At 46.1% G+C, this 14,146-nt stretch carries 13 protein-coding genes and 1 CRISPR repeat array; of the genes, 7 read left to right on the top strand and 6 right to left on the bottom strand.

The window, feature by feature from the left end; genetic code table 11:
• Nucleotides 1-32 precede the first annotated feature (32 nt).
• Nucleotides 33-2,165: a xanthine dehydrogenase family protein molybdopterin-binding subunit gene (locus ADIS_RS10700; RefSeq protein WP_202900574.1), complete on the bottom strand. Its 2,133-nt coding sequence runs from the start codon at nt 2,163-2,165 to the stop codon at nt 33-35.
• Between the two features lie 137 nt (nt 2,166-2,302).
• Nucleotides 2,303-2,758, bottom strand: coding sequence for a (2Fe-2S)-binding protein (locus ADIS_RS10695; RefSeq protein ID WP_010854507.1), 456 nt, complete (start codon nt 2,756-2,758; stop codon nt 2,303-2,305).
• 581 nt (nt 2,759-3,339) lie between these two features.
• On the opposite strand from ADIS_RS10695, the gene ADIS_RS10690 reads away from it, so the two are divergent.
• From ADIS_RS10690 to ADIS_RS10665, 7 genes are all read left to right on the top strand, one after another.
• Nucleotides 3,340-4,254 carry a hypothetical protein gene (locus tag ADIS_RS10690; protein ID WP_155907368.1) on the top strand — a complete coding sequence of 305 codons (915 nt, stop codon included), beginning with the start codon at nt 3,340-3,342 and terminating at the stop codon, nt 4,252-4,254.
• 1 nt (nt 4,255) lies between these two features.
• A complete protein-coding gene (locus ADIS_RS22330; RefSeq protein ID WP_010854505.1) occupies nt 4,256-4,819 on the top strand; it encodes a methyltransferase family protein in 564 nt (187 codons plus the stop codon).
• Between the two features lie 94 nt (nt 4,820-4,913).
• Nucleotides 4,914-5,762, top strand: coding sequence for an SPFH domain-containing protein (locus ADIS_RS10680; protein WP_010854504.1), 849 nt, complete (start codon nt 4,914-4,916; stop codon nt 5,760-5,762).
• Between the two features lie 2 nt (nt 5,763-5,764).
• Nucleotides 5,765-6,259 carry a hypothetical protein gene (locus ADIS_RS10675; protein ID WP_010854503.1) on the top strand — a complete coding sequence of 165 codons (495 nt, stop codon included), beginning with the start codon at nt 5,765-5,767 and terminating at the stop codon, nt 6,257-6,259.
• Nucleotides 6,256-6,750, top strand: a complete 495-nt coding sequence (locus ADIS_RS10670; RefSeq protein WP_010854502.1) for a hypothetical protein — start codon at nt 6,256-6,258, stop codon at nt 6,748-6,750. Before ADIS_RS10675 ends, ADIS_RS10670 begins: the two co-directional genes overlap by 4 nt.
• Entirely contained in the window at nt 6,740-6,898 is a 159-nt protein-coding gene (locus ADIS_RS22705) for an Arc family DNA-binding protein (protein WP_010854501.1), read from the top strand. The genes ADIS_RS10670 and ADIS_RS22705 overlap by 11 nt, the downstream gene beginning before the upstream one ends.
• Nucleotides 6,899-6,975: 77 nt before the next feature.
• On the top strand, nt 6,976-7,800 hold the full coding sequence (locus ADIS_RS10665; RefSeq protein WP_010854500.1) for a Cof-type HAD-IIB family hydrolase: 825 nt from the start codon (nt 6,976-6,978) through the stop codon (nt 7,798-7,800).
• Between the two features lie 48 nt (nt 7,801-7,848).
• On the opposite strand, the gene ADIS_RS10660 is transcribed toward ADIS_RS10665, so the two are convergent.
• The 4 genes from ADIS_RS10660 to ADIS_RS10645 all read right to left on the bottom strand — a co-directional run bounded on the left by ADIS_RS10660 (nt 7,849) and on the right by ADIS_RS10645 (nt 14,143).
• Complete coding sequence (locus ADIS_RS10660; RefSeq protein ID WP_010854499.1) at nt 7,849-8,529, bottom strand: DUF2461 domain-containing protein; 681 nt, start codon at nt 8,527-8,529, stop codon at nt 7,849-7,851.
• A 749-nt stretch (nt 8,530-9,278) separates the two neighbouring features.
• Nucleotides 9,279-12,129: a CRISPR direct-repeat array (repeat unit 46 nt; unit sequence GTTGTGAATTGCTTTCAAAATTGTACCTTAAGGGGTAAATCACAGC).
• Nucleotides 12,130-12,254: 125 nt separating this feature from the next.
• Nucleotides 12,255-12,602 (bottom strand): CRISPR-associated endonuclease Cas2, encoded by a 348-nt coding sequence (cas2, locus tag ADIS_RS10655; RefSeq protein ID WP_010854495.1) that lies wholly within the window; start codon nt 12,600-12,602, stop codon nt 12,255-12,257.
• Nucleotides 12,595-13,491 carry a type II CRISPR-associated endonuclease Cas1 gene (gene cas1 / locus ADIS_RS10650; RefSeq protein WP_010854494.1) on the bottom strand — a complete coding sequence of 299 codons (897 nt, stop codon included), beginning with the start codon at nt 13,489-13,491 and terminating at the stop codon, nt 12,595-12,597. The genes cas2 and cas1 overlap by 8 nt, the downstream gene beginning before the upstream one ends.
• Before the next feature lie 73 nt (nt 13,492-13,564).
• Nucleotides 13,565-14,143, bottom strand: a complete 579-nt coding sequence (locus ADIS_RS10645) for a hypothetical protein (RefSeq protein ID WP_010854493.1) — start codon at nt 14,141-14,143, stop codon at nt 13,565-13,567.
• Nucleotides 14,144-14,146 lie beyond the last annotated feature (3 nt).

Below are 14,146 nucleotides of genomic sequence, written 5' to 3'. Positions count from 1 at the left end.
CCACCGAGAATCCGTATCTGCGCTTTAAATCCCTAAACGGGCAATCTACCGCCGGGTATCATGGGAAGTCTATTCAACCGCTTCCCCGTGGCATCAAAAATGGCATTTCGAATAGCAGGTGCCACGCAAACGATGGGAGCCTCACCTGCTCCAGCGGGCGATAGGTCGACTCGATTAAGCAGAACCACTTCGATGGAGGGAACATCACTGAATTGGGGAACTCGATAACTGGAAAGGAATGGATTCAGCACCTCACCATCCTTGAAGTCCACCGCTTCGAAAAGCGCTCCACCCAACCCCTGAAGTACACATCCCACCACTTGACTTTCCAGGTGCCTTGGATTCACAATGGCTCCACACTCAAATGACACCACAAGGCGCTTTACCTTTACAAGGCCTGTCCCGCTATCTACTTCAACCTCGGCACAGGTGCCAACGTAACCTCCCTTCACCGTCCCACAGGCAACACCAAAACCTGCTTGGGCAGGCTTGGATCGATCCCAGCCAAATTTCTCGACACTGGCCTGTAAAACTGCTTTCAACCGGTCATCCGAAATATGTGCCAGTCTGAAGGTAACCGGATCTATGGATGCTTCGGCAGCAAGGTCATTAAGATGGGACTCTATCGCAAAAATATTGGCCGTAGCAGCCAATGCCCGGTAGGAGCCCTGCCTCAGTGGGGTGTCCGAAGGGATAAATTGGTGATGTTTTTCCCCCACGTCATAGGGTATTTCAATTCCGGCACCACCTGAGTTATAATTATAAAATTCCCAAGCTGAGAGCTTACCGTTGCTATCCAACGCAGAATTGACTTCTATTACCCCGGCAGGCCGCACATAAGCCCATTTAAACTCTTCTTCTCTCGTCCAGGTTACCTTCACCGGGCGGCCGATCGCCCTGGCCAAACGCGCCGCTTCAATGCCCGCTTCACCGGTATGCTTCCCCCCGTATCCAGATCCGGTATCCGGCATAAAGACCCTGATGTTTTCCTTGGGCAGTCCAAAGGCCCGTTGTAATTCTTCTTGAACCCCGAAAGGGCGTTGGGTCCCTGTCCACACATGAAGTTTATCCCCTTTCCATTCGGCTACCCCCGACCTTGGTTCGAGGGGTACGTGCGCAATGTAATCGATCAAAAACCTTTCACTACGTTGGATTGCTCCGTTTGAAATCGCCGAAGAAACCGTCGCACCAACCCCTTTACCTGCTCGGGCCGAGGTGGTCAGATGTTCAAACAACGCAGACCTGGATACCTGAGGGGAGTTTTGCCACGAAGCCTCTATCAATGCCAACGCCAAGGAGGCCGATTGGGTACTGGGAGCCGTCACCCCCACAAAATCCCCCTCGCGAACCACCCGAACTCCGGAAAGTGCCTCCGCCCTTTCGGTATTCACCGACAAAAGCCTCGCTCCGTTGGCAGGTGCCCGCAAAATCTTGCCATATTGCATACCCGGTAACACCATATCCGACACATAGCGATGCTTCCCGGTAATAAATTGTATGCCTTCGACCTTTGGCACCGACGTACCGGCTATCTTCCAAGCCGTCGCAGGAACCAAGGGAGCGTTTTTGTCAATCGGTTTAAGGAGCTCTTTACCTTTGGCCAAATCGCCGTAGCTGAGTCGCTTTCCATTTGACGGATGTGAGACCATCCCCTTGTCCAATTGAAGGCTGTTCTTGGAGATCGACCACTCAGACGCCGCAGCCTCTTTAAGCATCTCCCGAAGCGAAGCCGCGGCTCTACGCAACACAGGGGCCATTTGAGGCGTGGTCAGACTTCCAAAAGTCCCTCGGTCGTACGGAGTCAATTCGGTATCTCCCATAATAAGCGAGAGGCTATCCACAGGTACAAATAATTCCTCAGCAACCGCCTGTGCCAGCGAGGTACGTATATTTTGCCCTACCTCTACCTTTCCCGTATATACGGTAATTCTATTATCCTCGCCTACGTGAATCCAAGCTGCTATCGTATCTTCATCGGGTTTAGCCGCCAACCAATCGGCAGCATGGGAAGCAAGCACATCTCCCAAAACAACAAAAGAGGCCATTCCCATCCCCATTCGTTTAAAAAAGGCCCTGCGGGTGATAGGGGCGGCCAAGAATCGCTGCTCATATAATTCGTATTGTTCCGGAAAGGTATATGGATTATCATTATTGATCGGCTTCATGGGGATTGCATTAAATTTACGTGTCAAAACTAGTCGATTGGATGGTAGGCATAAGATGCCAATAGGGCTGCTATCAAATTGGCTAACAGGTGTTCCAATGGATCCCCAAAAAGGGAACCGACTGAAATAGGGTTCAATCAGGCCATTTTTCGGCTAGCCTGATAGATCGCCTCAATGATGGCAGGATACGTGCAACACCGGCAAATATTCCCATTCATGGCGTCCACAATCTCTTCCCTGGAGGGAGAGGGGTTTTTGTCGAGAAACGCTACGGCAGTGACTAACATACCGGACGCACAATACCCACACTGAAACGGGTCAACCTCCAGAAACACCTGCTGTACGGGATGAAGTGCTCCATCCCGCTCCAGTCCCTCGACCGTAACTACCTGTTTGCCCTGCACAGAAACAGCTGGCGTGATACAGCTGGGAACGGCACTTCCATTTACCATGACCTTGCACGCCCCACATACCGACTCACCGCATCCATATTTCGTACCCGTAAGTTCCAGTTGCTCACGGAAAACCTCGAGGAGCATGGGGTTGCCCTCCACTTGCACGGTTTGTTCTTTTCCGTTTATTGTAAATTTCATGTGTCTATAATTTGTTGTCCTTAAGCGGTCACAACTTGTCCCGGTTTATAGGGATGCCTGCCTGTCGGCAGACAGGGAATCCCTGCCTTCCGATCTTTAGGCAGGCTCGATTTCATAAGTCATTTTACTTAAGAATCTTTAAGTTACGGAATTCGAATGTATTTGCCAAGCCAAACCTGCGTGACGGTAACCTTCCAACGATCCCTTAAACCCAGCCTAAAAAATCATGTCCAGGCAGAAAGAATAAAAACCTGACGACACCAATCCTTAAAACAGTTGATATATATATATTTGCTTTTCAAATAATTAATTTTCGATTTAATATTATTCAAAGAAATTTTATTCAAACAAAATTGATTATATCCCTAGAAAGCAATAACTTGACACAGAAATTTATCCATTTATTCTAAACGGCAACGAGATGAAAACGCTCTCAAACGACCTAAAAAACAAACTATCCAAGTTTGATCTTACCAAAGCAACCGGCCTTCATTTTCAGATGAAAGGAGCTTGTTGAGTACAGTCAAAAAATCGGGGATTTGCTGGCCTGGCTCCCGCAAATCCCACTTATTTTTTTACATATGGAAACCAAAGAGCAATTTCTTTCTTTCAGTGAAAAGGTTGTCCGTCGGATAAAATGCACCGATCTACCCAAGCCACTGCTGAAAAAAATAATTTCCGATGAAGTTGTTGAAAAACAAACCATCCATCTCATTCCCTTTTGCTATTCACTGACGCCAGCTTTTGGCGAGATAAAACCTGAAGATCAGATCACGATAAGCGCCGCCGTCTACATGGGAGCCATGGGAGTGTACACCCTAGATCCAGTTCTCGATCTGGAAATATCAGGCAACGATATCATTGATCCCGTAAGCGAAGCATTCCTGCTCATCAGCACCTCGCAACAATTACTCAACGAGGTCATTCCCCCTCATTCCAGGTTTTGGAAAAAGTACCAAACCCGGCTGCTGGATCATTTCAAGGAAACAACCGTAAACCGAAGGGTGTCTGCTACTGATGACGACTGGAACCAAAGCACCTATTACGACTTGCTACGGCTTCGGTATTCCCTACTTTACCTCCCATTGGACATTCTCTTTCACCTCACCGGTGAAACGGCAAAGGCAAACTACTACCACTTAGGTGAAGCGTTGTTCCATTTTACGATCGGATTTAATATTCCCAATGAGATCATCGGTTTTGCCTCCGATAGCAAAGTGGGGCTGAAAAACTACGCCTGGGTACGTCTCTCGGAATTTCTCGAAAAGGAACACATGGATCCCGGTCAATTCAGCCTCGAAGAGCTACATAAAATCGTCTACCTGACAGGAATAGCCACGGAGCTTTATGATGAAGCATTGGCTGCCTTTAACCAATGTCTTTCCATCGTTCGACCGCTAAACCTTCGATTGTTTGAGAAAATCGTCCACAATCAAATAAAGAAGACCATCAAAGAAAAAGAAGGATTGATCTCCTATCTACAAAACATTTCCTAAGATGATACCGCAAAAAGACCCCATTATTATCTATGGGTACATCTTTGTCTGTTATCACCTCACAGAATTCCTCCTCCATCGACTGATGCACGGGGAATTTAGAAGGAGTTCCCTACTCTTCTCCCTGCCCTACGTTGCCGCCCAAGCAGTATTGCTCGGCGAATATTTTTTCATCAAGCCCCTGCTGCCGTTATCCACTTCCATGGTAACTCTTGGATTGGTGGGCGTCGCAATCGGCCTTGGATTTCGATGGACAGCGATCCTTACGGCAAAAAAATCCTTCAATCACACGATACAAACCTCCAAAGCTTCCTCCCATGAACTGATCCTGCATGGCCCGTATCGGCTTTTTAGGCATCCCTCCTATACCGGATGGTACCTGTACAGCCTAAGCATTCCTCTACTTTTGGGTGCACCGGTCTCGCTTATTTGCTTCTCGGTGGTAGGCTGGCACTTTTTTAGGGAAAGAATCCGATTTGAAGAGGCCTACCTGATCGATTTTTTTGGCCGGGACTACCTCAATTACAAAGCAAAAACCCCCTCAGGAATCCCTTTCATTCCCTAATCGCCCCTTAGAAAATGAATTAATTTCCACCAAGGGAACTTAAATATACTATCACACGTATATCATTATGATATCATTTTAAAACCTAATCGTCATGGAAAAAATCATCACTCCCTCTTCCGGCTATGCGATGCTCGGGAACACGGTACTCCTAGCCGCCGCTGCTGTTGCCTCCTTTATTTACAAGATCCCCCCTACCGCTGTTATTTGTACTATCGGCGCCATTCTGATGCTCCCGGGATTCTTCACCCTCCAACCCAACAAAGCGGTGGTACTGATTCTATTCGGGGCTTACAAAGGAACGGTTAAAGACAACGGCTTCTTTTGGGTAAATCCCTTTATGATCAAGCAGAAAATTTCGTTGCGGGTGAGAAACTTCGAAAACAAACCACTGAAAGTAAACGACAAAATTGGAAACCCCGTAATGGTGGGTACCATCGTTGTGTGGCAGGTGGAGGACACCTTCCGGGCGACGTTTGAGGTGGAGGACTACGAGAACTTTGTACACCTGCAAACCGACGCCGCGGTTCGGAAAATGGCCGGCAAGTACCCGTACGATGACTTTGAAGCGGAGGATGCGGAGGTAACCCTGCGATCGGGCGTAGAAGAGGTAAACCACTCGTTGGAAGAAGAAATCGCGGACCGATTGCAGCACGCAGGCATCAAGGTGATCGAAGCCCGGATTTCCCACCTGGCTTACTCCTCCGAAATAGCCTCAGCCATGCTACAACGTCAACAGGCAACCGCCATCGTAGCTGCACGTAGAAAAATAGTGGACGGAGCCGTTGGCATGGTTGAAATGGCCCTGGAAGACCTAAAACTGAAGGGAATCATTGATTTTGAGGAAGATAAAAAGGCCGCTATGGTCAGCAACCTGATGGTCGTGCTCTGCTCCGATCGCTCCGCCAGCCCGGTACTGAACGTCGGCACCCTAAACACGTAAAGATGGTGGTACACGAAAAACTGGATTTCAGGGGCAGCATCCTAATGTGGGGAATTATCTTGTTGGAAGCTCCCACGCTCATCCTTCTTTCGACACTATACCTTACCGGCCATCTGGGAGAGGATGGCTGGATTGTGCTTCTGGTGGTTTTTGGTATTATGTCGGCCGTCTTTTTCCTCATCCTAAGTATCTCCGTAGAAATAAGGGCAGACGAAAAGGGGCTTTCTTACCGAAACCCACCTTTCTTCTCCAACTGGAAAAAAATTCCCCTATCGGATATCCGATCGGCAAACGTCACCAAATCGGGAGGGCTCTTGGATTATGGAGGGGTGGGCGTACGGGTCTCCAGAAAAGGCACGGCTTATATCTTCTTCAGTGACCATGTGCTGGAAATAAACCGGAACAGCACCGACAAAAAACTTGTATTCAGTACCCACCGACACCAGGACTTCCTCCGGTTGATAGATCTGTGGGCGCAAGAACAGGACAAATCATGAGCAAAACAATATTCAAAGAGACACAAAAATTTCGGGAAGTATGGATCTGGCTGATCATGCTGCTGAGTGCAACATTGATCACCTGGCTTTTTGTGCAGTCTGCTACTTCACCAAACACGAGCGCATGGGACGGAATCATCGCCCTGATTGTTCTCGTCGCAGTGACGGTTTTGTTGTATGTGATGGAGCTGGAGGTACGGTTGGACGACAAAAAACTATCCTTCAGCTACTTCCCATTCATCGGTGTGAGAACGTATCCCCTCGAGCAAATTGAAAGCCTGACACTGATTCGATACAATTCCCTGCTCAAATTCGGAGGATGGGGGATCCGGTACAACTTCCACTATTGGGTATACAATACCGGAGGTAACCATGGGATTCTGGTAAAAACCTCCAAAAAAACATTCCTGCTCGGTACCCAACAACCTGAAGCAGCGGCAATGGCAGTAGAGTGGTTTAATCAGCATAAATTAAACCATCATGCCAACTAAGAAACCCTTTGCCCTACGGATCGATGAACGGATGATGAAGGCCGTGGAGAAATGGGCCGCGGACGAATTTCGCAGCACCAACGGTCAACTGGAATGGATTATCCATGAGGCACTCAAGAAGGCAGGGCGACTTCCCAAAGGCGAATAAACCTGGTTTAGGCCATCATTTCTTGGTAATCCGTATCACCTTGCCTAGTTTTACCCCTTCATTTAACACCTTTCTGTATGAAAATCCGGGCGATTTGTACCGACATAGACGGAACACTTTTAGACAAGAACCGCCAACTTTCTGCCAGAACCAAAGCCGCTTTCCGTCGCTTGCCAAAGGACTTCCCGGTCATTTTGGCCTCTTCCCGTATGCCGTCTGCCATGACCCACCTACTGGAAGAACTGGGCAGGACCGATCAACCGCTGATCTGCTACAATGGGGGCTATGTATTGAATTCCGCGTCCCCTGGTACTTCGGGCACTCCGTTGGCCTCTACCTGTATCCCCTTCGAGCACTGCCAAACCATCCTAAAGATGACCGAGGGCAGCGCCATCCACGTCAGCCTATTCCATGCCGATGACTGGTATACCCCACAGCAGGATGCGTGGACAGCAAAGGAAGAACTGGTAACAAAGGTGAAATCCACGCCTATGCCCGGGGTGGAGGTACTGGAAACATGGAGCAGGTTACGTACCGGTGCCCACAAGGTAATGTGCATGGGGGCTGTATCCGAGATCCAACCCCTGTATGAACGCCTCGCAATGCTACTGGGCAATGAGTTGCACCTGTATCGGTCAAAGGACACCTACATCGAGATCGCCCCCAAACAAATCTCCAAGGCAAGTGCCCTGGAACTTCTTTTGCGGACAAACTTTTCGTTTGGACTGGAGGAGGTCATGGCCTTTGGAGATAACTACAATGACGTAGAACTGATCCAACGGGTGGGTTTTGGGGTCTCGGTGGCAAACGGACGTGAGGAGGTAAAGGCCGTAGCCAACCACATCACGGCCAGCAACAAAGCGGACGGGGTCGCGATTGCCATCGAATCCTTTTTGTTGTAGGACGTTCCCGCCCAGGCCTGAAATCCACCGATGCACGTTCCGATGTCGTCAAAGTAGGCCGCTGCCGTCCTCTACATCCTCCAAGGCACGTGAAAGAAAGTCGTTGAAGGGCTTCGCCCGTTCGAAGGCCTGGAGGGCGAGCATTTTGTACACACCGTTGGTGATCTGCTCGTCCGTAAGAGGCTTGGAAAGAATAAAGCTCTTGTGCCTTAGGTAGTCAATGTAAGGATGGTCTGCCGGGTAGTCCCTGGGGCTGGTTTTTAACTGCTCTCCCTCGAGGCCATTAAAGTATCCTTTTATCGTGGAATGCCGCAGCAGGGCGTCGAGCTCCCCGCCGGCGTAGTCGATTTCCTGCCGTATGCGCTTCAATACATCCGCCGGTGGCATCCATATCCCACAGGCCAAGAAACTGCCGCCCGGCTCTACGTGCAGGTAATAGCCGGGGCCGTTACTCTTCTTTCCTCCCACGGCAAAATAGGCCGCCATATTGGTTTTGTACGGACGTTTGTCTGCCGAGAACCGGATGTCGCGATTTTGGCGAAACACGCAATCCTTTGGCTTGAGCGGCTCCAACATGGGCTCAAACACCACTATACCCTGCAATAGCTCCTCCACCTCAGCCAGTAAAAATTCCCTCGCATGGACATAACGACCCCTATGGGCATCCATCCACTCTTTGTGGTTGTTTTCGGCAAGATCTCTCAGGAAGGGAATCAGGGGATTTTCCATTTGGCTTTCGTTTGATAGGAGGTCTGAGGTAGAAAACAGCAAAGAGGCAACTATGTTTTTATCCCATTGCGGGTTGCATAGGGCAGGTCAGTCCGTCTTTGCCGGATCGATTTCACTCCCTAAGTTAGCTGGTATGGCTGGATATTTTCATTTCCGCCCCCCGGTTTTTGGGAAAAGGATTTCGTGCAGTCCTTTTCTTCTGCCAATTGCTACCGGGTCAGGCTGCCCACCTCCAACGGAAATCCTGCGAGACATATTGAATGTCTGTTGATCGATTTGGTCAATAACTTGGATTTATTTGGCTAGGACAGGAGAGTTATATCGCAGAAAGCAATAGCCAAAGCCAAGCAATCGGATAGGAAAAACCTGAAAAAGGCACTAAACGCATATATTGGATGGAGGGCAGAAAACATTCTTTTACCTATATTGTAGCTTCGCAAAGCCGTTGAGGTTTTCAGGTGATACCTATCCATGAATGACCCTACCCTGTTGATTAGGGTCTACCTTTTAGATACCTTTGAGTCAGTTTTTCCATTATCGTATTTTCCGAGCAACAATTATGGGTAAATAATGTTTTTTTGAAAAAACGTTTTTGAGAATATCTATAAAAAGTCTCCAACACACAGCCGCTTCAAGCAGGTGACCACCGAAATCAGCGATCTCAACCTATTTGATGTGACCGAAGGCTTTCAACTTGTACCTTAAGGGGAAAATCACAGCCCTTCGAAGGTACCGAAGACCAAAAGGCCGTTGTGAATTGCTTTCAAAATTGTACCTTAAGGGGTAAATCACAGCCCGACGGCATCAAGGGACAGACCATCGCCCGTTGTGAATTGCTTTCAAAATTGTACCTTAAGGGGTAAATCACAGCAAGTATAGAAGATTATGTAAATGAGCTTAAGTTGTGAATTGCTTTCAAAATTGTACCTTAAGGGGTAAATCACAGCACTACCTCCTGTGGGGGAATGAAGTCGGGTGTTGTGAATTGCTTTCAAAATTGTACCTTAAGGGGTAAATCACAGCCCCAAGACTGCCGCTACAAGAAACGCACCATTGTGAATTGCTTTCAAAATTGTACCTTAAGGGGTAAATCACAGCTTTACCCCGCTGATCTATTCTTAATTGACCGTTGTGAATTGCTTTCAAAATTGTACCTTAAGGGGTAAATCACAGCCATTCAAATACTGATAACATGAGTAATGATGTTGTGAATTGCTTTCAAAATTGTACCTTAAGGGGTAAATCACAGCCCTATGATCGAGGACAAAAACTTCAACTATGTTGTGAATTGCTTTCAAAATTGTACCTTAAGGGGTAAATCACAGCACAGACAACAAAGCCTACAAAGTGGTCACCGTTGTGAATTGCTTTCAAAATTGTACCTTAAGGGGTAAATCACAGCGATGTGAAATGAGAACGATAGAGATAAAAAGTTGTGAATTGCTTTCAAAATTGTACCTTAAGGGGTAAATCACAGCACAAAATTGTAACCTTTGAAACCGCAAGCAGTTGTGAATTGCTTTCAAAATTGTACCTTAAGGGGTAAATCACAGCGAAAGGGCAGTCGTTATCCAAATACCACAGTTGTGAATTGCTTTCAAAATTGTACCTTAAGGGGTAAATCACAGCTTCACAATGTCTTGGATTAGGTTAATCTATGTTGTGAATTGCTTTCAAAATTGTACCTTAAGGGGTAAATCACAGCTTCGTTTATCAAAAAGTACACCGACATAAAGTTGTGAATTGCTTTCAAAATTGTACCTTAAGGGGTAAATCACAGCGGAGCAGCTGGGGATATCGGATCCGCACCTGTTGTGAATTGCTTTCAAAATTGTACCTTAAGGGGTAAATCACAGCGTTTACCACGGGGGTTGTAAACTCAGTAGGGTTGTGAATTGCTTTCAAAATTGTACCTTAAGGGGTAAATCACAGCGTACAAGCGATTTTTCCGATGCGCCTGAAGGTTGTGAATTGCTTTCAAAATTGTACCTTAAGGGGTAAATCACAGCACCCTTCAAACTTCTTGCCTTCTTTCATCGTTGTGAATTGCTTTCAAAATTGTACCTTAAGGGGTAAATCACAGCTCTTAGAGGACAGTGAAAAGCTAGGCCAATGTTGTGAATTGCTTTCAAAATTGTACCTTAAGGGGTAAATCACAGCATCTCCGGGTTTTAGTGAATTATGATCTATGTTGTGAATTGCTTTCAAAATTGTACCTTAAGGGGTAAATCACAGCTGGCCGCTTCGTGATCGGCGACCGGCCCGGTTGTGAATTGCTTTCAAAATTGTACCTTAAGGGGTAAATCACAGCTTCCCTGCCGGAAAAACAGCGCTTTTTCAGTTGTGAATTGCTTTCAAAATTGTACCTTAAGGGGTAAATCACAGCCTGTCCGGAAAAAAGCACGGATGCAACCCGGTTGTGAATTGCTTTCAAAATTGTACCTTAAGGGGTAAATCACAGCGGCTTCTATTTCAATGACCTGGTAGCCTATGTTGTGAATTGCTTTCAAAATTGTACCTTAAGGGGTAAATCACAGCACGCATATAGAAATTATCATCAAATAGCCCGTTGTGAATTGCTTTCAAAATTGTACCTTAAGGGGTAAATCACAGCCAATAAGCTGCACATACAGCTGTTCCAGTGTTGTGAATTGCTTTCAAAATTGTACCTTAAGGGGTAAATCACAGCACAAAATTTAAAAATATGCAGACAGATTCAGTTGTGAATTGCTTTCAAAATTGTACCTTAAGGGGTAAATCACAGCTGAGAAGGAAAAGCTGTCCATGCAGGTGCTGTTGTGAATTGCTTTCAAAATTGTACCTTAAGGGGTAAATCACAGCGGCGTTCACGGCATGCATCATGGCCGTATCGTTGTGAATTGCTTTCAAAATTGTACCTTAAGGGGTAAATCACAGCTTAGGTTGAAGATCTCCTTCATCTGTGCGGTTGTGAATTGCTTTCAAAATTGTACCTTAAGGGGTAAATCACAGCAAGTAGATGCGCTTAAGGAAGAGGAAAGAGGTTGTGAATTGCTTTCAAAATTGTACCTTAAGGGGTAAATCACAGCCGAACAAAGCAAATCCACCAACACGTGGCAGTTGTGAATTGCTTTCAAAATTGTACCTTAAGGGGTAAATCACAGCAATGACTGACATGGAAAAGCCAACAAACCCGTTGTGAATTGCTTTCAAAATTGTACCTTAAGGGGTAAATCACAGCCCATTATTATTCCTGTATTCATTGGCAATAGTTGTGAATTGCTTTCAAAATTGTACCTTAAGGGGTAAATCACAGCCATTCCCACAGACAACAAAGCCTACAAAGTGTTGTGAATTGCTTTCAAAATTGTACCTTAAGGGGTAAATCACAGCAATTCCAAAAAAACAACGCGCAAGCCTACGGTTGTGAATTGCTTTCAAAATTGTACCTTAAGGGGTAAATCACAGCTGCGAGGAACGCAATACGGAGGAGATCATCGTTGTGAATTGCTTTCAAAATTGTACCTTAAGGGGTAAATCACAGCTCGGAGGGGTCGTTGGACTGACGAAAAGCCGTTGTGAATTGCTTTCAAAATTGTACCTTAAGGGGTAAATCACAGCATACCAGCACCTAACTAGCTGGTATGCTGTTTTTTATACGCTAAATTAGAAACAAAAAATCCGGCAAGATTTCACTATGCAGGGTAGACCGGGTAGATTTTTGACAACCTGCCAGGATTACTCCCTTAAAACAATTCCAATTGCTGGGCCGGCGATTCCGTTTCCTGAGGCTTGACACCATAAAAGACCTCCATCATCCCAAACTGCTTGTCGGTGATGGACATAATACCAACCTTTCCTTTCGGAGGCAGATTCTTTTTCGTCCGCTTAATATGCACGTCCGCATTCTCCCGACTGGCACAGAAGCGCATATAGATCGAAAACTGAAACATGGCAAAACCATCGTCCAGGAGCTTCTTCCGGAAAGAAGTGGCTACCTTTCTATCCTTGCGGGTTTCCGTAGGCAAATCAAAAAAGACTAAGACCCACAAACTACGGTACTGATTAAGTCTTGAAAAATATTTTTCATCCATATTCAGGGTAAATGATTTTTCGACTGATTCCGGCAAAACACTCATTTAAGGAGGAAGTCGTCCTGGAAGCAGCTACCATCAGCGGGCTTTTTTGCCCATCTATCTTGACATCCAACCCAGGAATACTTAATAATTCCTTCTTCAGATCCGTTGTCAGTTCTGAATAATCATCCTGCGTCTCCACAATATGGGATACCACCAAATCCACATAAGGCCTGTATGGCTCCATAATATCATCTGCCAAGCAGTAAGCATTGTATTTGTTACGATGCCAGATGCCTACCCCCGGAAGCATACCGGAAGAAACCAAGGCCCTTGCAATCACCGCTCTTAAAATGGCATATCCGTAGTTTAGCAGATTATTAGGAGGTATTCCCATCTGCCCCCTATTAAAATCAGGGATTTCAAACAATTCCTGCCAATAAATCGCCGCTGCCTGCGCTTCATGATTCCCGGAATCTCCCGAATTTACATTCTTGTACAGGTACTCCATCCGTTTGGACTCCTTCCCCTTTTCCTGTAAAAGCGTATATTGGTTTTTGATTTTTGCAGATACGGTCTGCTGCCAGAGGTTCTTCTTCAAAGGTTGAGAAGCCTCTAATTGATAGCGAACCCGCTCTGTTTGTTCCGAATGCCCCTGCATCGGTAAAAGTAGACCTTCCGGTAGATGTTGGGCATTGCAGGAAACCACAGCTACCTTTCTATCGGTGAGCTTAGCCAGTAACCCATTGGTAATCGTAATCTGCTGATGTTCCAATACGATCATTCCCAAGTCTTCTATGGGAACTGTCCTGTCCACCTTATCAGCTTCGGGGAAACTAATATGCAGCTGCTCATTTTTGGTACTGAGGTAGGCAGGGTTGCCAAAGAAGAGAGTTCTTTTGATCATGTTTCCAAGGTTCTGGCTGTAGTTAACTTTTCCAATCCGCCTAGGCGGATTGGAAATTTTTTTCGAACCACCACTATTCCAAATTTTTATTCATCAACCATTCCTTTTTTACTTCTATGATATTTCTCACATGCTCCCAACCGTCGAAGAAATTGTTAAAATAGGCTCTGTTTAAATTTAAAGGCCTGTTGAGACTTTGGTAGGCATGCCAACTTGACCACTTCCAATCTTGGTGATCTTTGACAAAGCCATGCTTTACGGGGTTGAGGTGGATATAAAGGAAGGTTTCTTGCCATTGGCGTTCATCTAGGATTGGGGTTCTTTTGAAATTTTTTACAAATAAACTTCCTCTCCTATCATACACTTTATTAAACGACTGAGTGTAAGAACTAAAGAAATTAGCGAATTGCTTGGAGATTAACTTTTCCAAAGTTCCGAACTTTGGAAAAGTTGACTTCAACTGCTCCTCTTCCTTAACCCCCACCAACAAATGGAAATGATTGGGTATAAGGCAATAGGCATAAGTATTTACCACTTCATCTAGATACCTAGCATATTGCCTCGGGAAAAACTGATAATTCTCATCCTCCCGGAAAATATTCTCCGTTCCGTTGGCGTCTTTGTAGATATGATAATAATAGCCTGGTTCCATTTG

The organism is Lunatimonas lonarensis, from assembly GCF_000390185.1.
GTDB classification, from domain to species: Bacteria; Bacteroidota; Bacteroidia; order Cytophagales; family Cyclobacteriaceae; genus Lunatimonas; species Lunatimonas lonarensis.
Note: the sequence above shows the minus strand (reverse complement) of the source record. Positions and strands in the feature narration are given on the sequence as shown.

Coding starts and splice junctions, on each gene's coding strand:
- ADIS_RS10700 (WP_202900574.1), bottom strand. CDS start 2,165: ATGAAGCCGATCAATAATGATAATCCATATACCTTTCCGGAACAATAC.
- ADIS_RS10695 (WP_010854507.1), bottom strand. CDS start 2,758: ATGAAATTTACAATAAACGGAAAAGAACAAACCGTGCAAGTGGAGGGC.
- ADIS_RS10690 (WP_155907368.1), top strand. CDS start 3,340: ATGGAAACCAAAGAGCAATTTCTTTCTTTCAGTGAAAAGGTTGTCCGT.
- ADIS_RS22330 (WP_010854505.1), top strand. CDS start 4,256: ATGATACCGCAAAAAGACCCCATTATTATCTATGGGTACATCTTTGTC.
- ADIS_RS10680 (WP_010854504.1), top strand. CDS start 4,914: ATGGAAAAAATCATCACTCCCTCTTCCGGCTATGCGATGCTCGGGAAC.
- ADIS_RS10675 (WP_010854503.1), top strand. CDS start 5,765: ATGGTGGTACACGAAAAACTGGATTTCAGGGGCAGCATCCTAATGTGG.
- ADIS_RS10670 (WP_010854502.1), top strand. CDS start 6,256: ATGAGCAAAACAATATTCAAAGAGACACAAAAATTTCGGGAAGTATGG.
- ADIS_RS22705 (WP_010854501.1), top strand. CDS start 6,740: ATGCCAACTAAGAAACCCTTTGCCCTACGGATCGATGAACGGATGATG.
- ADIS_RS10665 (WP_010854500.1), top strand. CDS start 6,976: ATGAAAATCCGGGCGATTTGTACCGACATAGACGGAACACTTTTAGAC.
- ADIS_RS10660 (WP_010854499.1), bottom strand. CDS start 8,529: ATGGAAAATCCCCTGATTCCCTTCCTGAGAGATCTTGCCGAAAACAAC.
- cas2 (WP_010854495.1), bottom strand. CDS start 12,602: ATGGATGAAAAATATTTTTCAAGACTTAATCAGTACCGTAGTTTGTGG.
- cas1 (WP_010854494.1), bottom strand. CDS start 13,491: ATGATCAAAAGAACTCTCTTCTTTGGCAACCCTGCCTACCTCAGTACC.
- ADIS_RS10645 (WP_010854493.1), bottom strand. CDS start 14,143: ATGGAACCAGGCTATTATTATCATATCTACAAAGACGCCAACGGAACG.